This window comes from Lysinibacillus sp. GW821-FHT14F06 (genome assembly GCF_058803665.1).
In genome coordinates, this window is sequence record NZ_JBXAPF010000010.1 from 39,338 (window position 1) to 53,576 (window position 14,239).

Sequence of the window (14,239 nt, forward strand, 5' to 3'; positions counted from 1 at the left end):
TCGACAATTCAAGTATATATAAATCGGTGAATCTGTGCTTTTTTTATGCGTAGAATTGTGTAAGTACCCCAAAAAATATTATAGAACCGAAAAAGCAACACAAGGATATTTGTAGTAACATGCCAATAAACTTTAATAATTTCTCACAACCTATACATTAATATTTCACACAAAAAGACCCTATAGAGAAATTTCCCTATAGAGTCTTTTTAATTATGATACTATATCCAAAATTGATATTTGAAAATTAGTATTTACGAGTAATAGTGCCTTGACCACCAATAGTTGGATTAACAACTACTGAGTATTCTTTAGTAACACCATTTTTTGTAACTGCTACATATAAAGTTTTACCAGCAACAGGAGCCGCAAATGTTACAGTTGCAACATCACCAGTTGCAGTTATTGAACTTGCTGCAGTAGTACCATCAGTAACTGAGATATCAGTATTTGATAAGTTAGAACCAGTTACAAAAGTTAAAGTAATTGTATCACCTGAAGTTGTAACTACTGATGATAATGTTTCAGTTGTAATAACTGGTTGAGCAGTTAAAACATTATTTCCAATTGAAGGTGCAATAACAGAACCAACAGTTGTAATAAAGTTAATAGTACCAGTACCGTTACCAGTAACTTCTGCACCATTTGCTTTAAGAATTAATTCTTTAATAGTAGAAGCAACAACATTTACTCTTTCAGCTTTTTCTAAGAATACACGATCAAATACTGATCCATTAATAAGGTTAAATGTTTCTTTAGCATCTGTGTGAACATATGCGTTACCATTTAATTTAACGTTATCTGCTGTAAATTTACGTACAGTTTTTTGATTTTGGTAATCAGTAGATGAACCTTGACCACCAACAGTTAAAGTACCAAATACATCTGCATTTTTAACTGTAACGTTATCTGCATTTATATAAATGTCAACTTTATTAGTTGAACTTCCTACTAAACCTTGAGTTGGCACTGAAGGAGTAGCATTTGTATATGCACTAGCAAAATCATAAGTAGCGTTAGGGTTTGTTAAATGGATTTTCGCACCATCTTTAAATTGAATAGCAGATGTTACACCAGAATTTTTCACAGTTGTTGGTGTTGAATCTTTAGCAAGTGTGAATGTTACTTCTTTACCTAATAATTTTACAGTTGGGTTATTTTCAAAAGTTGTTTCAGAAGTATCAACTAAAGATCCACCTTCATAGAACTTAGTATTTGTTCCGCTGTAGTCAACATCACGAACAGTTACACCATCATTTAATAATAATAATAAACGATTGTTTACTAAGTCAGTTGCAATAACCTTACCAGTTACAGGTACACCTGGTTGAATACCTTCATTGTTTGTTAAGTTAAATACAGCTGAAGCTGTTAAGTTCTGTGGTAATGATGGAATGTTAGCAGAAGCTAAAGCTGTTACAGTTGTACCACGTGTTGCTTTTACATATACTGTAGCTTTACCATTTACTGCATCCACAGTTAATGAACCAGTATTAGAGCTACCCATGTTTACATAACCAATTGGTGTTGCACCAACTTTTAATTTACCATCAGCATCTACTGCATCTGCTCCATAAACTTCAGCACCAGCAAATGTAGATGTGAATTGGAATGTTACACGTAAAGCTTGGTTATAAGTGTGGTATGCTTTGTTATTTTGATCTACTGTTTGGTAAGTGAATGCAGCTAAGTCACCAACACTTACAGTTTGAGCGTCTTTACCATCAACAGTTAATGTAGCAGATTTAACTACTGCATCACCGAAGTATGCTACGCCACCCTTTTGTTGTAGGTCATTTTTGTCTAAACCAGCTTTATCGCCTGTTTCAGAGAATACTGTTGGTGTTGCATAAGCATCTTTTGCACCGATTAAAGTGAATGCTACTTCACCTTTTGAATCAGTTGCTAAATTTACAACGACTTTTTGATCAACTACTGATGCATCAGCAGATAATTTATGAATTGAGTTGGAGTTTTTATCAACTAGATATACAGCTCCACCGTTTGTTCTTAAAGCTGAACCGATTTCAACAGACACACGTACTTGTGTACCAGTTGGAGCAAGTGTTCCTTTTTCATCTTTTAATACAGCTTTATAATCACGACCACCAGTGTTTACTAATGCGTCAGCTAATTGTGTAGAAGCTGATTTACCATTAGCAATGTTGTAGTAAGTGTGAACTGATTTTGTAGATGAGAAGTGTGTATCGAAACCTGGAACTCCAGCAGTAAAGTTTACAGTTTTAAGTGTGAAACCAGCTGGTACTACTTCACCAGTACGTAATGGATTACTTTGGCTAATAACAACTGCGCCTGTTGGAAGAGTTGCATTTGCTGCAATCGTAGTAAGGTTTCCTGCTGCATCACGGATTAGCACATCTCCTGCTGCATTTGTATAAGTATACGTTGAACCACTTGTATTTAAGCTTCCAATGTATGCTGCAGAGTATTCAGTTCCGATAGAATCTAAAGTTAATTGTAAGTTTTGGATTTTACCGAATGTTAATTTTGGTGCTTCTGTAAATAATTCAGTTGGGTTGAAACGACCACGGTTACCTGTTGCATTTTGTGGATTTTCTTTGTTATCTACAAACGCAATTGGTGTTACTTCAGCGTTGCTACCTGTTAATGTAACAATAGCTTCACCGTTTCTATCTAATTGAACTTTAACAACTTTAATACCTTGAGATTGATCACCTAAAGATGTTGTGAATTGACCTGGGTAACCTAAGTTTTTACCATTAGCGTCAATTACATCTACAGTTTTTACAGCTTTATCAGGTGCTACATCAATATTTTCTTTGAAAGCAATATTTACGTAGTTACCAGCTGGGTATACTTGACCATTTTCTGTGAATGCAGCAGTATAACCTTCTGTATGGTATAGAGCAGCTTTAATTTTATATTGCTTTTTAGCACCATTATTTACTGAGTTACCTGTAGTTAATTCAGTAATTGTTAATGGTTTAATAGATGCCCAGTATACTTTTGCAAATGAACGTACTGAAGCTTTACCAGTTGAGTAAGCTTGTACTTCATCAGAAGAAGCGATTTGTTGGCTAGTTTGTGCATAACGAGTGTAAGTATAAGTTGCTACACCATCAGCATTTGTTGTTGCTTCAGCAATGATTGGTTGGTTTAGTGTACCTGTGCTGTTATCACCATAGTTATTGATGATGTTGAATGTTACAGGAATACCTTCTTTAGATTGACCTTCAGCAACAGTTACTTTAGCTTTAACAGTTACTTGGTTACCTACAACCTCTTGTTGAGATTTGTCAACGATGTCGATAGCAGTTGGAATTACAGCTTCTACACCTTTGAATTTACCGATTTCTTCACCGTTTAAAGTTACAGTGTATTCTTTACCTACTTCTTGAGCAGCTGTAGTTAAAACAACAACTTTTTTGTTAGATTGTTTTACAGCAGCATTTTTAACTTCTAAACCTTCAATTTTGAAGTCAAGATCTTTGATGTTTCCAACTTCTTCATCGAATGTTACTTCAACAGTTGTGTTGTTGATAGCTTTTACAGTAGCATCTACAACTTCATCGATTTCAAGGTTGATTGTACGGTATAGGAATGAAGCGAATTGACCACGAGTGATTGAATCAGCTGGTTTGAATGCTTTACCAGGTAGGTTAGCAGCATTTGTAAGCTCAGCATATTCTAAAGCAGTGATAGCTTCACGTTGTTCAGCAGAGAAAGCAGCACCTAGGTCAGAGATTTCGCTCTTGAATCCAGCTTCTTTGTACTCAGCTACTAAATCTAAGTCATAGATTTCGTTGATAGCACGTACTAATACAACCGCCATTTGTTGACGTTGCATAGATTGAGTGTAGTTTAAGTTGCCGTTTGAACCAGCGAATACGCCTGCATCTTTAGCAAGTGCAGCATATTTAACTAATTCTTTTTCAGCTGTTAATGGAAGATCTTTGAAGCGTTGAGATGTTTCCCAATCAGATGGAACTTCAAAGCCTTCAGTTTCTAACCAACGACCTAATAATTTAACCACTTGACCACGGTTAATTGTTTGGTTTGGTTTGAATGTACCGTCAGCGTATCCATTGATGATACCAGCATCAGAAAGAGCATTGATTGCATCTTTATGAGTATTGTTTTCTACATCTGTGAATCCTGCAGCAGAAGCCACTGGTACGATAGCAGAAGCTACTAATGTAGCTGTCGCAGCTGTAGCTACGAATTTTTTGTATTTCTTTGGTTGGTTAGCCATAGAAAAATTTCCTCCTCTAAGTTCAAAAATTATGTCTCTACTACATAGAAATGCAGTAAATAAACAACTACACATAAAAGTATAGTAGTATCCCTAAAAGTTGTCAATCATATTTTGGGAAAGTTTCTAATTCGTTTCCGGAAAAATAAGGACATACAACTCTCTTTTACCATTGTTATCTATTTGAGCTTTTTTTTCAAGTGATATTACGTAACTTTTCCAACAAAATTCTAGTACGCTATCAATAAATGTTCAAATATGCTAGTGTTACACAAATTAAAACACGAAAAAAGCTCAAGCATTTATATGCTTGAGCTTTTTTCGCTTGGGCTACCAACCGTTGTTTCCTTGCAGGGAATTCTATTTATTTCATAGAGGAAATTCCTATACACATACAGTCTAACACTTTCATTATAAAACGACAATACCAATTTTTAAAAATTACTAACGTTTCTTTCTTGCAACTTCCAATAAAAATAATGGAAGAGCGATTTGACGCTTGATACGCTTGGGTTCCTTCAATAATCTGTAAAACCATTCAAGGCCAAATTTTTGGAAAATTTCTGGTGCTCGCTTCACCGTACCTGCGAGTACATCAAATGATCCTCCCACACCTTGATAAATAGTTGGATGCAATTGATCGCGATTTGCATTTATCCAATTTTCCTGCTTTGGACTGCCCATTGCAACAAAAAGTAAATCTGGCTGTGCTTCGTTAATGCGGTCAAGTACCTTCTGTTCATTTTTTTCATAGCCGTCCTGTGTGCCAACTATTTTAATAGAAGGAAATAATGATTCTAGCTTTGCTTTAGCTGCATCTGCCACTCCAGGCTTTCCGCCATAAAGGAAAATAGGCTTACCTCGTTTCGATGCTTCCTCACAAAGCTTCATCATCATATCAACGCCTGTAACACGTTCACGTATTTGCCCTTTTTGAATCTTTGAGGCAAGTATAACACCTATGCCATCTGGAATTTGAAATTCCGCTTCGTTAAGAAGTTTTTTGAGAGCAGGGTCCTCTTTTGCTTTAATGATTTTTTCTGGGTTGATGGCAACGACAAGCGCCTTTTGCTTTTTTTCAATGCGCTCAAATGCCAAGTCCATTAATTCATCGTAGCCTTCCGTATTGACGTTTATGCCAAGTACTGTTTCCTTCATCGGTTTTTCGCATCTCCTAATAGGTGGAATTGGAAGCCTGCATCCTCCCATTTTTCACGGTTTAAGCAATTTTTTGTATCGAAGACGATTTTTGATTGCGCTGTGATTTCCGCAGCATTTAATGCCTTGAATTCGTTATGATCTGTTAGAACCACAATAATATCTGCATCTTTTGTTGCTTCTTCTAAGCTTTGTGTTTGGGTAGCATGTTTGTTCTCTTTAATATGTGGGTCGTATGAAATGACCTCTAATCCAAGGTTTTGTAATTCTTCAATAACAATTGTTGATGGACTTTCGCGCATATCATCGACATTTCCTTTGAAGGCTAGTCCAAATACTGCCACTTTGCCACCAGCAATTTTGTTTTGATTTAAGATGACCTGTGTTTTTTGTGCTGTGAAGCTTGGCATACTATCATTTGTATTACGTGAGAGATGAATAATTTGCGCCTGCTCGCCACCAAGCTCCACTAGGAACCAAGGATCAACAGCGATACAGTGACCACCTACACCTGGACCTGGGAAGTGAACATTTACACGTGGATGGTAGTTTGCGAATTTAATCGCTTCCCAAATATTAACGTCCAGTTTTTCTGCTAATTTTGCAAGTTCATTAGCAAAAGCAATATTAACATCACGATATGTGTTTTCCATTACTTTCACAAGTTCAGCTGTTGTTGCATCTGTCAGGTGAATTGTTCCATTAACAAATGTTTGATAAAGCTCTTTTGTCATAAGTGCAGATTGTTCATCAATCCCACCAACGATACGGTCGTTGTTCACTAATTCCTCAAAAATACGACCTGGGATTACACGTTCTGGAGAGTGTGCTACAAATAAATCTACACCAAATTCAAGATTTGCCTTGATTAGCTCAGGTAACATCACATGCTCTACTGTTTTCGGTGGCACTGTTGATTCAAGAATTACTAGGTTGCCTTTTTGTAAGTATGGCACGATTGAAGCTGTAGCTTGACGTACATATTCTAAATTAGCTGTATTATCAGGATTGATTGGCGATGGAACAGCAACGATAAACACATCAGCTTCCTGTGGTGTCGTTGACGCTGTAAGGAATCCTTCATCGACTGCTTTGTTCAGACGCTCCTGCAAGCCATTTTCTTCTATGTGAAGTTTTTTCTCTTGAATACTTTTTACTGCTGCTGGGTTTACATCCACCCCATGTACTTTTATGCCGTGATTGGCAAACATTACAGCCGTTGGTAAACCGATATAGCCAAGTCCAACGACACAAATTGATTTCGTCATTCTCTATTCTTCCTTCCGTTATCAAAAACGAGTAGTTATATATGTTTGTAAATGCATAAAAGCATTTTTGTTCTGCATTATAGTATACATCTTTCTAAGGATTGTGTGAATTAATTTGTTATATTGAAGATGCTTTCTGTGTCTGATTAGTAAAAGTTTTGTAGCTAGTGGCGGAATTTTGGGTTTTAGTGGCGATTTTCGCAAGTTAAGTGGCGCAAGCAAAGGTTTTAGTGGCGTTTCACACAAAGTAAGCGGCGTAACTCAAGCTATTAGCGGCGATTCAAATATAAACTGGATAAATTGTACTGCCTATATCGATCTGATCCAGTACTAGGTAAACACAATTTTTGTAAAAGGCGTTTTGTTACATACTGACTTTCAATTTTTAAGAATTCTCGACATTCCCTGTTCGAAATCGTTTCTCCGATAAGCATGTAATAATCCAGTAGTGCCTGTATATGTGCGTTTGTACATGTATACTGGCAATGCTGACAATACCAAGTCATACGTAACTTCAACATACCAAACTGACCACAGCTTTCACAATAAACGCCACGCTGCAATGCCGCAATGTCAATCTGATAATAACAGCAAAGCGGAAACGGCGTTCTATGCTGTAATTGTGACAAAATAATATGTTTGATTTCTGTCATTATTGTCTCTTTGCTTTTTCCTATATGTTTATGCAGAAATAACGGTAGCTCTTTTGCCATTATTATAGGCAGCCCCTCATACTCTCTAATAATATTTACATTATTAAAAGGGAAAACAACAGCCCCATATACAGGTACCGTAATATGATGCTCACCTAAAAAATGCTTCAATCCTTGGATATACTGTTCAAGCTGTATTTCAGGATGTGTAAAGACTTGCACTTCTCCTGTTTCAGAAGTACGAATGAGCTGACGAGGATTATTTTTAAAATGGACTGTTCCTCGAATGTTTTTGATTTCTAGTATTATGATAGCGTTGGGGACGATGATTAAAATATCAATTTGCATGGGAAAAACAGAGGGAAGCATAACATTGTGGAAATTATGGAAATCATTTAACAGAATTATTTGCTGTAACTGTTTCATGATATAGTGATCTCCAAAATCACCGGCTTCTTTATTTTTAAGTTCCTGTTGAAGTTTTTGATATTGTGGATGAGTAGGTTGTAATCGAGTCACAAGTGCTTGAAGTCCTTTTGTCAATGGGGATGGTGCGAAGGGTTTTATGATCAATGAATACTCTCCTTTTCTATATTTATCAGTGGTTTTTTATCTTTTCAGTGATTGCTAAGCTCTATCAGCGATTTTCACTTTTCTTTCAGTGATTCCGTAAATTAAAAAGGAATCACCATTACTATCGGGGATTCCTCATTGTTCCACTTTCTAGCAATTTTAAAATGGATTGTGCCTGTTGCATATGCATTGCCAGTACATATTGACTTGCCTGCATTAAGATCTGTGCTTTGACCATGTTCATCATTTCTTTTGCGATATCTGCATCACGAATGCGAGACTCTGCTGCTTGTAAATTTTCAGCAGTGTTCACGTTTACATTATAGGCATGCTCTAGACGGTTTTGATAGGCACCTAGTCGAGAACGCTCGTTTGACACTCGTTTTAAAGCATCATCCATTGTAGAAATGGCTTTATCAGCATCTTCTTGGGTCGCTATAGAAGCATCCTTCAAGCCTAGTGCCTCGGAACCCATACCATTAATGAACAGCTCTATGTTTTGACCTGAATTTGCCCCTGCCTGAATTTTAATGCCCTTCGTAGCATGATCCCCATTTAGTAATGTCTTTGTATTAAATTCCGTATCAGTTGAGATGCGTTGAATTTCCTTTTTTAACTCTTTGAACTCTAGCTCAAGCTTTTGCCTGTCATCATCTGTCAATGTATCATTGGCTGCCTCAATTGCCAATTCACGCATGCGTTGAATCATATCATGTGTCTCATTCAGTGCTCCCTCAGCTGTTTGCACAAGTGAAATTCCGTCCTGAATATTCTTTGCAGCCATATTCAGTCCGCGAATTTGGGATCGCATTTTTTCAGAAATAGCAAGTCCTGCTGGATCATCAGCTGCACTATTGATTCTGTAACCTGAGGAAATTCGCAACATGGCCCTACTCATTGTATCGTAATGTCTATTCATGTTATTCAAAATTGACATACCTGTTGCTGACCACTTTCCAAGCATAATTTCACCACCTTTATTAGTCTTTATATCGGAATACCTAAAATTCTTTTAAGTCTTTTTGGTAATGTATTCTAATTTAACAGGTTTTATATAGTAAAAATTTCTAAATCATACTTTACGTCTTAACTTTAGACCTAGTTGTAATCAATTAGGCCCCAGTGTAATTGCGTCCGGATTTTTTGAGTTCTTTTAAAAAGTTCCTCTTCAAAGTTTGTGACATTCGTCGGTACTTTATCTTGATTCAACGGGCGTTAGTATGGTCACCGAATCGAGATAAACAATTTATAAAAGCACCCGCTTCTCGTATACGAAAAGTAGGTGCTTAATTGAAATACTGTGTATTCAATTTTCGAAACCCCCAGGTTGATTGCTCTTTTGGTGTAGAAGTTCAAAAAAGAGTGTTTTATTGTAATCTAGTAATGCCTGATCTATTAAATAATCTAGATTTTTTTGCTCCAATTCTGCAATAAGCTGATCTATTTCACCAACAGTTACAGAAGAAACAAGTGGTAGCTGTGGCTTTGGTGTAGCGCTTTCAAGAATTGGTGCCAGATGCTCATGAACATTTGTGATTAGTAATAATTGATATAATGGTAATCGAATAAAGCGATTCCCCTTTTGGAAAACAAAGACCTCAGATAAATTTTCAATTTGCTGTGTATTCAAGTTGATAATCATCTCTTTACCTTCTATGGGAATGAAATGGAAAATCTCATTCTCTTTTAAAATAGAGAAATATTGATAAGCAAACACGAGACGTAATTTATCTCCCGTGATTTTTGTATAAAATGGCTTCATATATTGAACTTGCATCATCCTTCATCCCTCCCTATTTATCTGATTATTCAGATTTTAACATAAATCAATTAGCTTGTTAACTATCTTGACCATGATTTTTTTCTTTCTAATCATTCAGCTTATCATGTATGGATTTTAATCGTATAATGGAAGGACAGTCTTTTTTCTTCCATACTTAGATGCTAAAAATGCATAAGCCACTAGCTATATATTTGAAAGGAGTGAGGTTATGGCATTGTCTATTTCCCAAATAGCTAAGGAGCATCAAGAATTTGTCCTTACCAAATTGAAGGAAGCTGAACAGGCGTTACACCCTTCCTCTACTGAAGACGAAGAGCTAGTGCGTCGTGCTGTTTTTTCAGTGCGAAACAAATCAGTGATATTTGAACGATTTAATGGAGCGAGTTCTATATTATATGCAAGCGTACAGGATGTCAGACCTGCCTCAGTAGAAATTGATTTTGCTAATGAGCATTTAAACTGTAACTGTCCTCAGTTAAAATGGTGTCGCCATCAGGTAGGCGCATTGCTCGCACTTTATCAGTACTTTGACTCTGTGCAAAATTGGTCAGGTGCTTGGCGCTCACAGAAAACAGTTCAGCTCAAAACTTTAGCAGATGAACGCAGTCCGGAAAGCTGGCAGCGAATGGTCCATGAGGTGATGCGGCGCCTATTACCGTCAGGTCATATTTTAGAGGGCTACGGCATCTCTGCTATACGAACAGATGTATTAGAGCGACTTCAACGACATATGCCTTTTGAACGAGAATGGCAGCCGCTTTATAAACTTTTTATGGAGCTATCCATCTTTAATACAATTTGGCGTCATGTCAATGAAACACCAGGACATTCAATCGATTCTCCATATATGAAATACTTTATTGATCAAAGTGTTCAATCATTAGAAAGTATACTGACAGAGCTAACTGGGCGATCACGACTTTTTGCCACTGATCCATTTTATGATGCACTTCAGGATTTAGTGAGAGAGATTTTATTGGAGCGTCAAGGATTATTTGCTAATCGATTACAAATATATATGCTTCTTTGGGCAGTATTATTTTATGAGAAGCCAAGACGTGAACAGGAATTAGCATTCTTAAACAAACTCGATGACCCTTCCCCAGAGGTCTCTTTACAATCATTAAAAATGCTATTTTATGTACTGTTACAAAAAGAAGATTTATTGCAAGAGGGTATTTCACATATTCAGTTGCATCAAATGGCAGAAATAGTTGAACTTGCTACGTTTGCAAAAAGAGCTGGTGAATTACCTGCACTAACGATTATTTTGCGCGCAATTCTACCGTTTACTGAGGCGTTTCTACAGCAAATTGTGCCAGTTGTTCAGCGAGCGCAATATGTACGGCAATTCCAGGTTTTGTATGAAGATATACAACTCACAGAGGAAGAGAAAGCCCTTCTGTATAGTGCCTTTGGTGTTTATGGGCTTCAGCCATTTTCATTTTTTCTGATTAAAAAAGGACGTTATCAGGATTGGGCAGCCCTTCACCAATTAAATCCTTCATCACTTTCTTATTTAGAAATGTGTGGATTAAAGGACGTTCTACAAGTGGCTCCGGCGACGGTAATGCCCCTATACCATTTATATGCCATGGCTGAAATTACGCAAAAATCACGCATGAACTATAAGCAGGCAGTTCGAATTTGGAAAAGCATGCGCAGTGCTGCAAAACGAGCTGGCAAAGTGGCTTATTTTGAAACCTATATGCAAACAATTCGTAGTGAATTTAAACGACTTCGTGCATTACAGGAAGAAATTGAGAAAGGAAACTTAGGATGATGACTATCAATGCTCCTTCCCCATTTTCAAAAAAACTGCTACTCCAGATTGAAGTCGCTCAGGAAAGATATTTTACATTACAAGGCTTCACAGCTGATGGCGCACCGCTGGAAGCAGATGCACTTATTTCTTCAGTATTCTTTAACTATGAAGAAAATATCTATGGGCTGTTAAGTAATAGAACAGATTTTACCGTTGAAGTTTCCACATCAGAGCTTCTTGATCTTGTTTCACCACGTTATCAGCATCCATTTATAGAGTGGCGTGGAAAAAATACTGAAAGTAAAATTTGGCTAGAAAAAATATCTACTTTACAAGCATATTGGCAAGAACCAAAACTTTGGACATACGCCGATATAGCAGATGACTTTTCCTCACTGACATTCCCTATTGATGGAATAGATACAGCATTATTAGAAATAGCTGTTCAGCAAAAGCTGTTACAAGCTGGTCTTGTATTAGCTGATTTGCCAAAGCTGATACCCTTTTTCCTACGTGGTGGCTGGCCATTAGAACAGAATCGTCAGGCTGGTGCGGTTACGGTCTCCTTACGCTTAAGTGAACCTCAGGAGGATTCAGATGTTTGGCTTCTAGAAACAGTCCTTAGTACGGCTACAACTAAAAACTATTGGACACCTGCCATTCGTAAGCAGACGCAGCCAATAGTTGAAGCCCTACCTGTAAAATGGCAGATGTTCGCGGATGACATTGAACAACAGCAAGCTCAAATTGCTGATCTTCTTTCATTGGAAGAATTACGTAGTGATATTTTTATCCGTGTGATGTTAGAAGATTTACAGGTACGAACTTTTTTACGTGAGGATCTAGCTAGGTTGCAGGCTTTGGGCTTTGAGGTTGTACTACCAGCTTGGCTTAAGGATTTAAAGCAGTCCAAAATCCGTGTTCGTGTGAGCACTGGTAATGTAGCAGCAAAAAAGGTAGCTGGACTGGATGATATATTAACATTTAAATGGCAATTTTCTATGAACGGACAGTCCATTTCACCAGAACAGTTTAAAAAGCTTGTAGATGAAAAACGTGAATTCATCCGCATTGGTACCGAATGGTTTCGAGTGGATGCAAACTGGATGCAAGAAATGAGGGCTTTAATGCAGCAAGCTGAGGATGAGAGCTGGACAGTTCGTGAGTTGCTATTCCGTGAGCTACCAGAAAACTTTTCTTCCTCCCTTGAAGAAGAGGAAGCTGAGGATGAAATGCGAGATGATCCAATTTTTGCATTCGAATTACAGCAATCCCTTAAGTCCTATATGGAGCAGCTTCAAGAGAAAAAAGGTCTTCCAACAGTACCAGTTCCTTTAACATTACAGGCTGAATTACGTCCCTATCAACAAGAGGGATTTGAATGGCTTGCCTTTATGCGTGAGCAGGGTTTTGGTGCATGCTTAGCTGATGATATGGGTCTTGGTAAAACGGTTCAGCTTATTTCCTATTTGCTTCATCTCTATGAAACAGCAGAGTTTACAAAGCCCTCCATTATCATTTGCCCTACGTCAGTACTTGGCAACTGGCAAAAGGAGATTGCCCGCTTCGCACCTTCGTTAATTGTGCATACACATTATCAGGCCAATCGAGCAAAGGAGGATGTATTCAAACAGCTAGTGGAAAGAGATAAACCACATGTGATTTTATCAACGTATGGCACAGTTTCCCAGGATGCCGATTTTTTACAAGAGATGGATTGGGCAACTGTTGTACTTGATGAGGCGCAAAATATTAAAAATATGCAGACATTACAGTCAAAATCAATCCGTAAATTACATGGTGCTCATCATATTGCACTAACAGGAACGCCAGTTGAAAACCGTTTATCTGAGCTTTGGGCAATATTTGACTTTATTCATAAGGGATATCTAGGTAGCTTTGGTCGATTTAATGAAGAATTTATACTACCTATAGAAAGAGATGAATCAGAGTCTCATAAACAAAAGCTACGTGCAAAAATACAGCCTTTCTTATTGCGTCGAACAAAACGAGATCCGAATTTACAGCTTAACTTACCAGATAAACAAGAATCCCATGCTTATTGCCCATTAACAACTGAGCAAGCATCTCTATATGAAGGATATATTTTAGAGACGCTCGATCAGCTTGAGCAATTAACTGGCTTTCAGAAAAAAGGGCGCGTTTTAAAAATGCTCAGTAAATTAAAGCAATTATGTAATCATCCTGCCTTGTATTTAAAAGAGACTTTCGAGGATGCCGAAACAATGCTAACACGCTCGACGAAATTAGAACGTATTGTGCAAATGGCAGCAGAAATCGTGGACAATGGGGAGCAGTGCCTCATTTTCACACAATATATTGGAATGGGTCAACTACTTCAGCATTGCTTTAGCGAGCTTTATAACGTTGATGCACCTTTTTTAACTGGTGCAATGCCTAAGCAACAAAGAGATCGCTTAGTTGAGGCTTTTCAGGCAGGAGATTTCCCTATATTTATCCTCTCCTTAAAAGCAGGTGGAACAGGGCTGAATTTAACTGCTGCAAATCATGTTTTACATGCAGATCGCTGGTGGAACCCAGCTGTGGAAAATCAAGCAACGGATCGTGCATATCGAATTGGACAAACGCAATTTGTGCAGGTGCATAAGTTTGTGACAATCGGAACAATTGAAGAAAAAATTGATAAAATGCTGGCGCAGAAATCTGCATTATCAGAAGAATTAATTCAATCAAGTCAGTGGTTAACTGAGCTTGAAGATGATGAGCTTCGAGCATTAATGACACTTGATTTTTAATTGTTTGAGTGCGCCAAGAGCAAAAATG

At 37.5% G+C, this 14,239-nt stretch carries 8 protein-coding genes; 2 read left to right on the plus strand and 6 right to left on the minus strand.

Translation table 11 applies throughout. From position 1 onward, the window contains the following. Positions 1–247: 247 nt before the first annotated feature. The 6 genes from AC1RNS_RS11260 to AC1RNS_RS11285 form a co-directional block, all read right to left on the minus strand. The gene (locus AC1RNS_RS11260) at positions 248–4,234 is read right to left on the minus strand and encodes an S-layer homology domain-containing protein (protein ID WP_492992671.1); all 3,987 of its coding nucleotides are present in this window, start codon (positions 4,232–4,234) and stop codon (positions 248–250) included. Between the two features lie 444 nt (positions 4,235–4,678). Beyond that, the gene (locus AC1RNS_RS11265) at positions 4,679–5,392 is read right to left on the minus strand and encodes a WecB/TagA/CpsF family glycosyltransferase (RefSeq protein ID WP_492992673.1); all 714 of its coding nucleotides are present in this window, start codon (positions 5,390–5,392) and stop codon (positions 4,679–4,681) included. Beyond that, entirely contained in the window at positions 5,389–6,660 is a 1,272-nt protein-coding gene (locus AC1RNS_RS11270; protein ID WP_492992675.1) for a nucleotide sugar dehydrogenase, read from the minus strand. Before AC1RNS_RS11270 ends, AC1RNS_RS11265 begins: the two co-directional genes overlap by 4 nt. A 269-nt stretch (positions 6,661–6,929) precedes the next feature. Next, positions 6,930–7,886 carry a nuclease-related domain-containing protein gene (locus tag AC1RNS_RS11275; protein ID WP_492992677.1) on the minus strand — a complete coding sequence of 319 codons (957 nt, stop codon included), beginning with the start codon at positions 7,884–7,886 and terminating at the stop codon, positions 6,930–6,932. A gap of 121 nt (positions 7,887–8,007) precedes the next feature. Further along, positions 8,008–8,850 (minus strand): flagellin N-terminal helical domain-containing protein, encoded by an 843-nt coding sequence (locus AC1RNS_RS11280; RefSeq protein ID WP_492992679.1) that lies wholly within the window; start codon positions 8,848–8,850, stop codon positions 8,008–8,010. 342 nt (positions 8,851–9,192) lie between these two features. Beyond that, complete coding sequence (locus AC1RNS_RS11285; RefSeq protein ID WP_492992681.1) at positions 9,193–9,666, minus strand: transcriptional regulator; 474 nt, start codon at positions 9,664–9,666, stop codon at positions 9,193–9,195. Positions 9,667–9,877: 211 nt separating this feature from the next. On the opposite strand from AC1RNS_RS11285, the gene AC1RNS_RS11290 reads away from it, so the two are divergent. Together AC1RNS_RS11290 and AC1RNS_RS11295 are read left to right on the plus strand one after the other, a co-directional pair. Then, on the plus strand, positions 9,878–11,452 hold the full coding sequence (locus AC1RNS_RS11290; RefSeq protein WP_492992683.1) for a hypothetical protein: 1,575 nt from the start codon (positions 9,878–9,880) through the stop codon (positions 11,450–11,452). Further along, complete coding sequence (locus AC1RNS_RS11295; protein WP_492992685.1) at positions 11,449–14,211, plus strand: DEAD/DEAH box helicase; 2,763 nt, start codon at positions 11,449–11,451, stop codon at positions 14,209–14,211. The genes AC1RNS_RS11290 and AC1RNS_RS11295 overlap by 4 nt, the downstream gene beginning before the upstream one ends. Positions 14,212–14,239 lie beyond the last annotated feature (28 nt).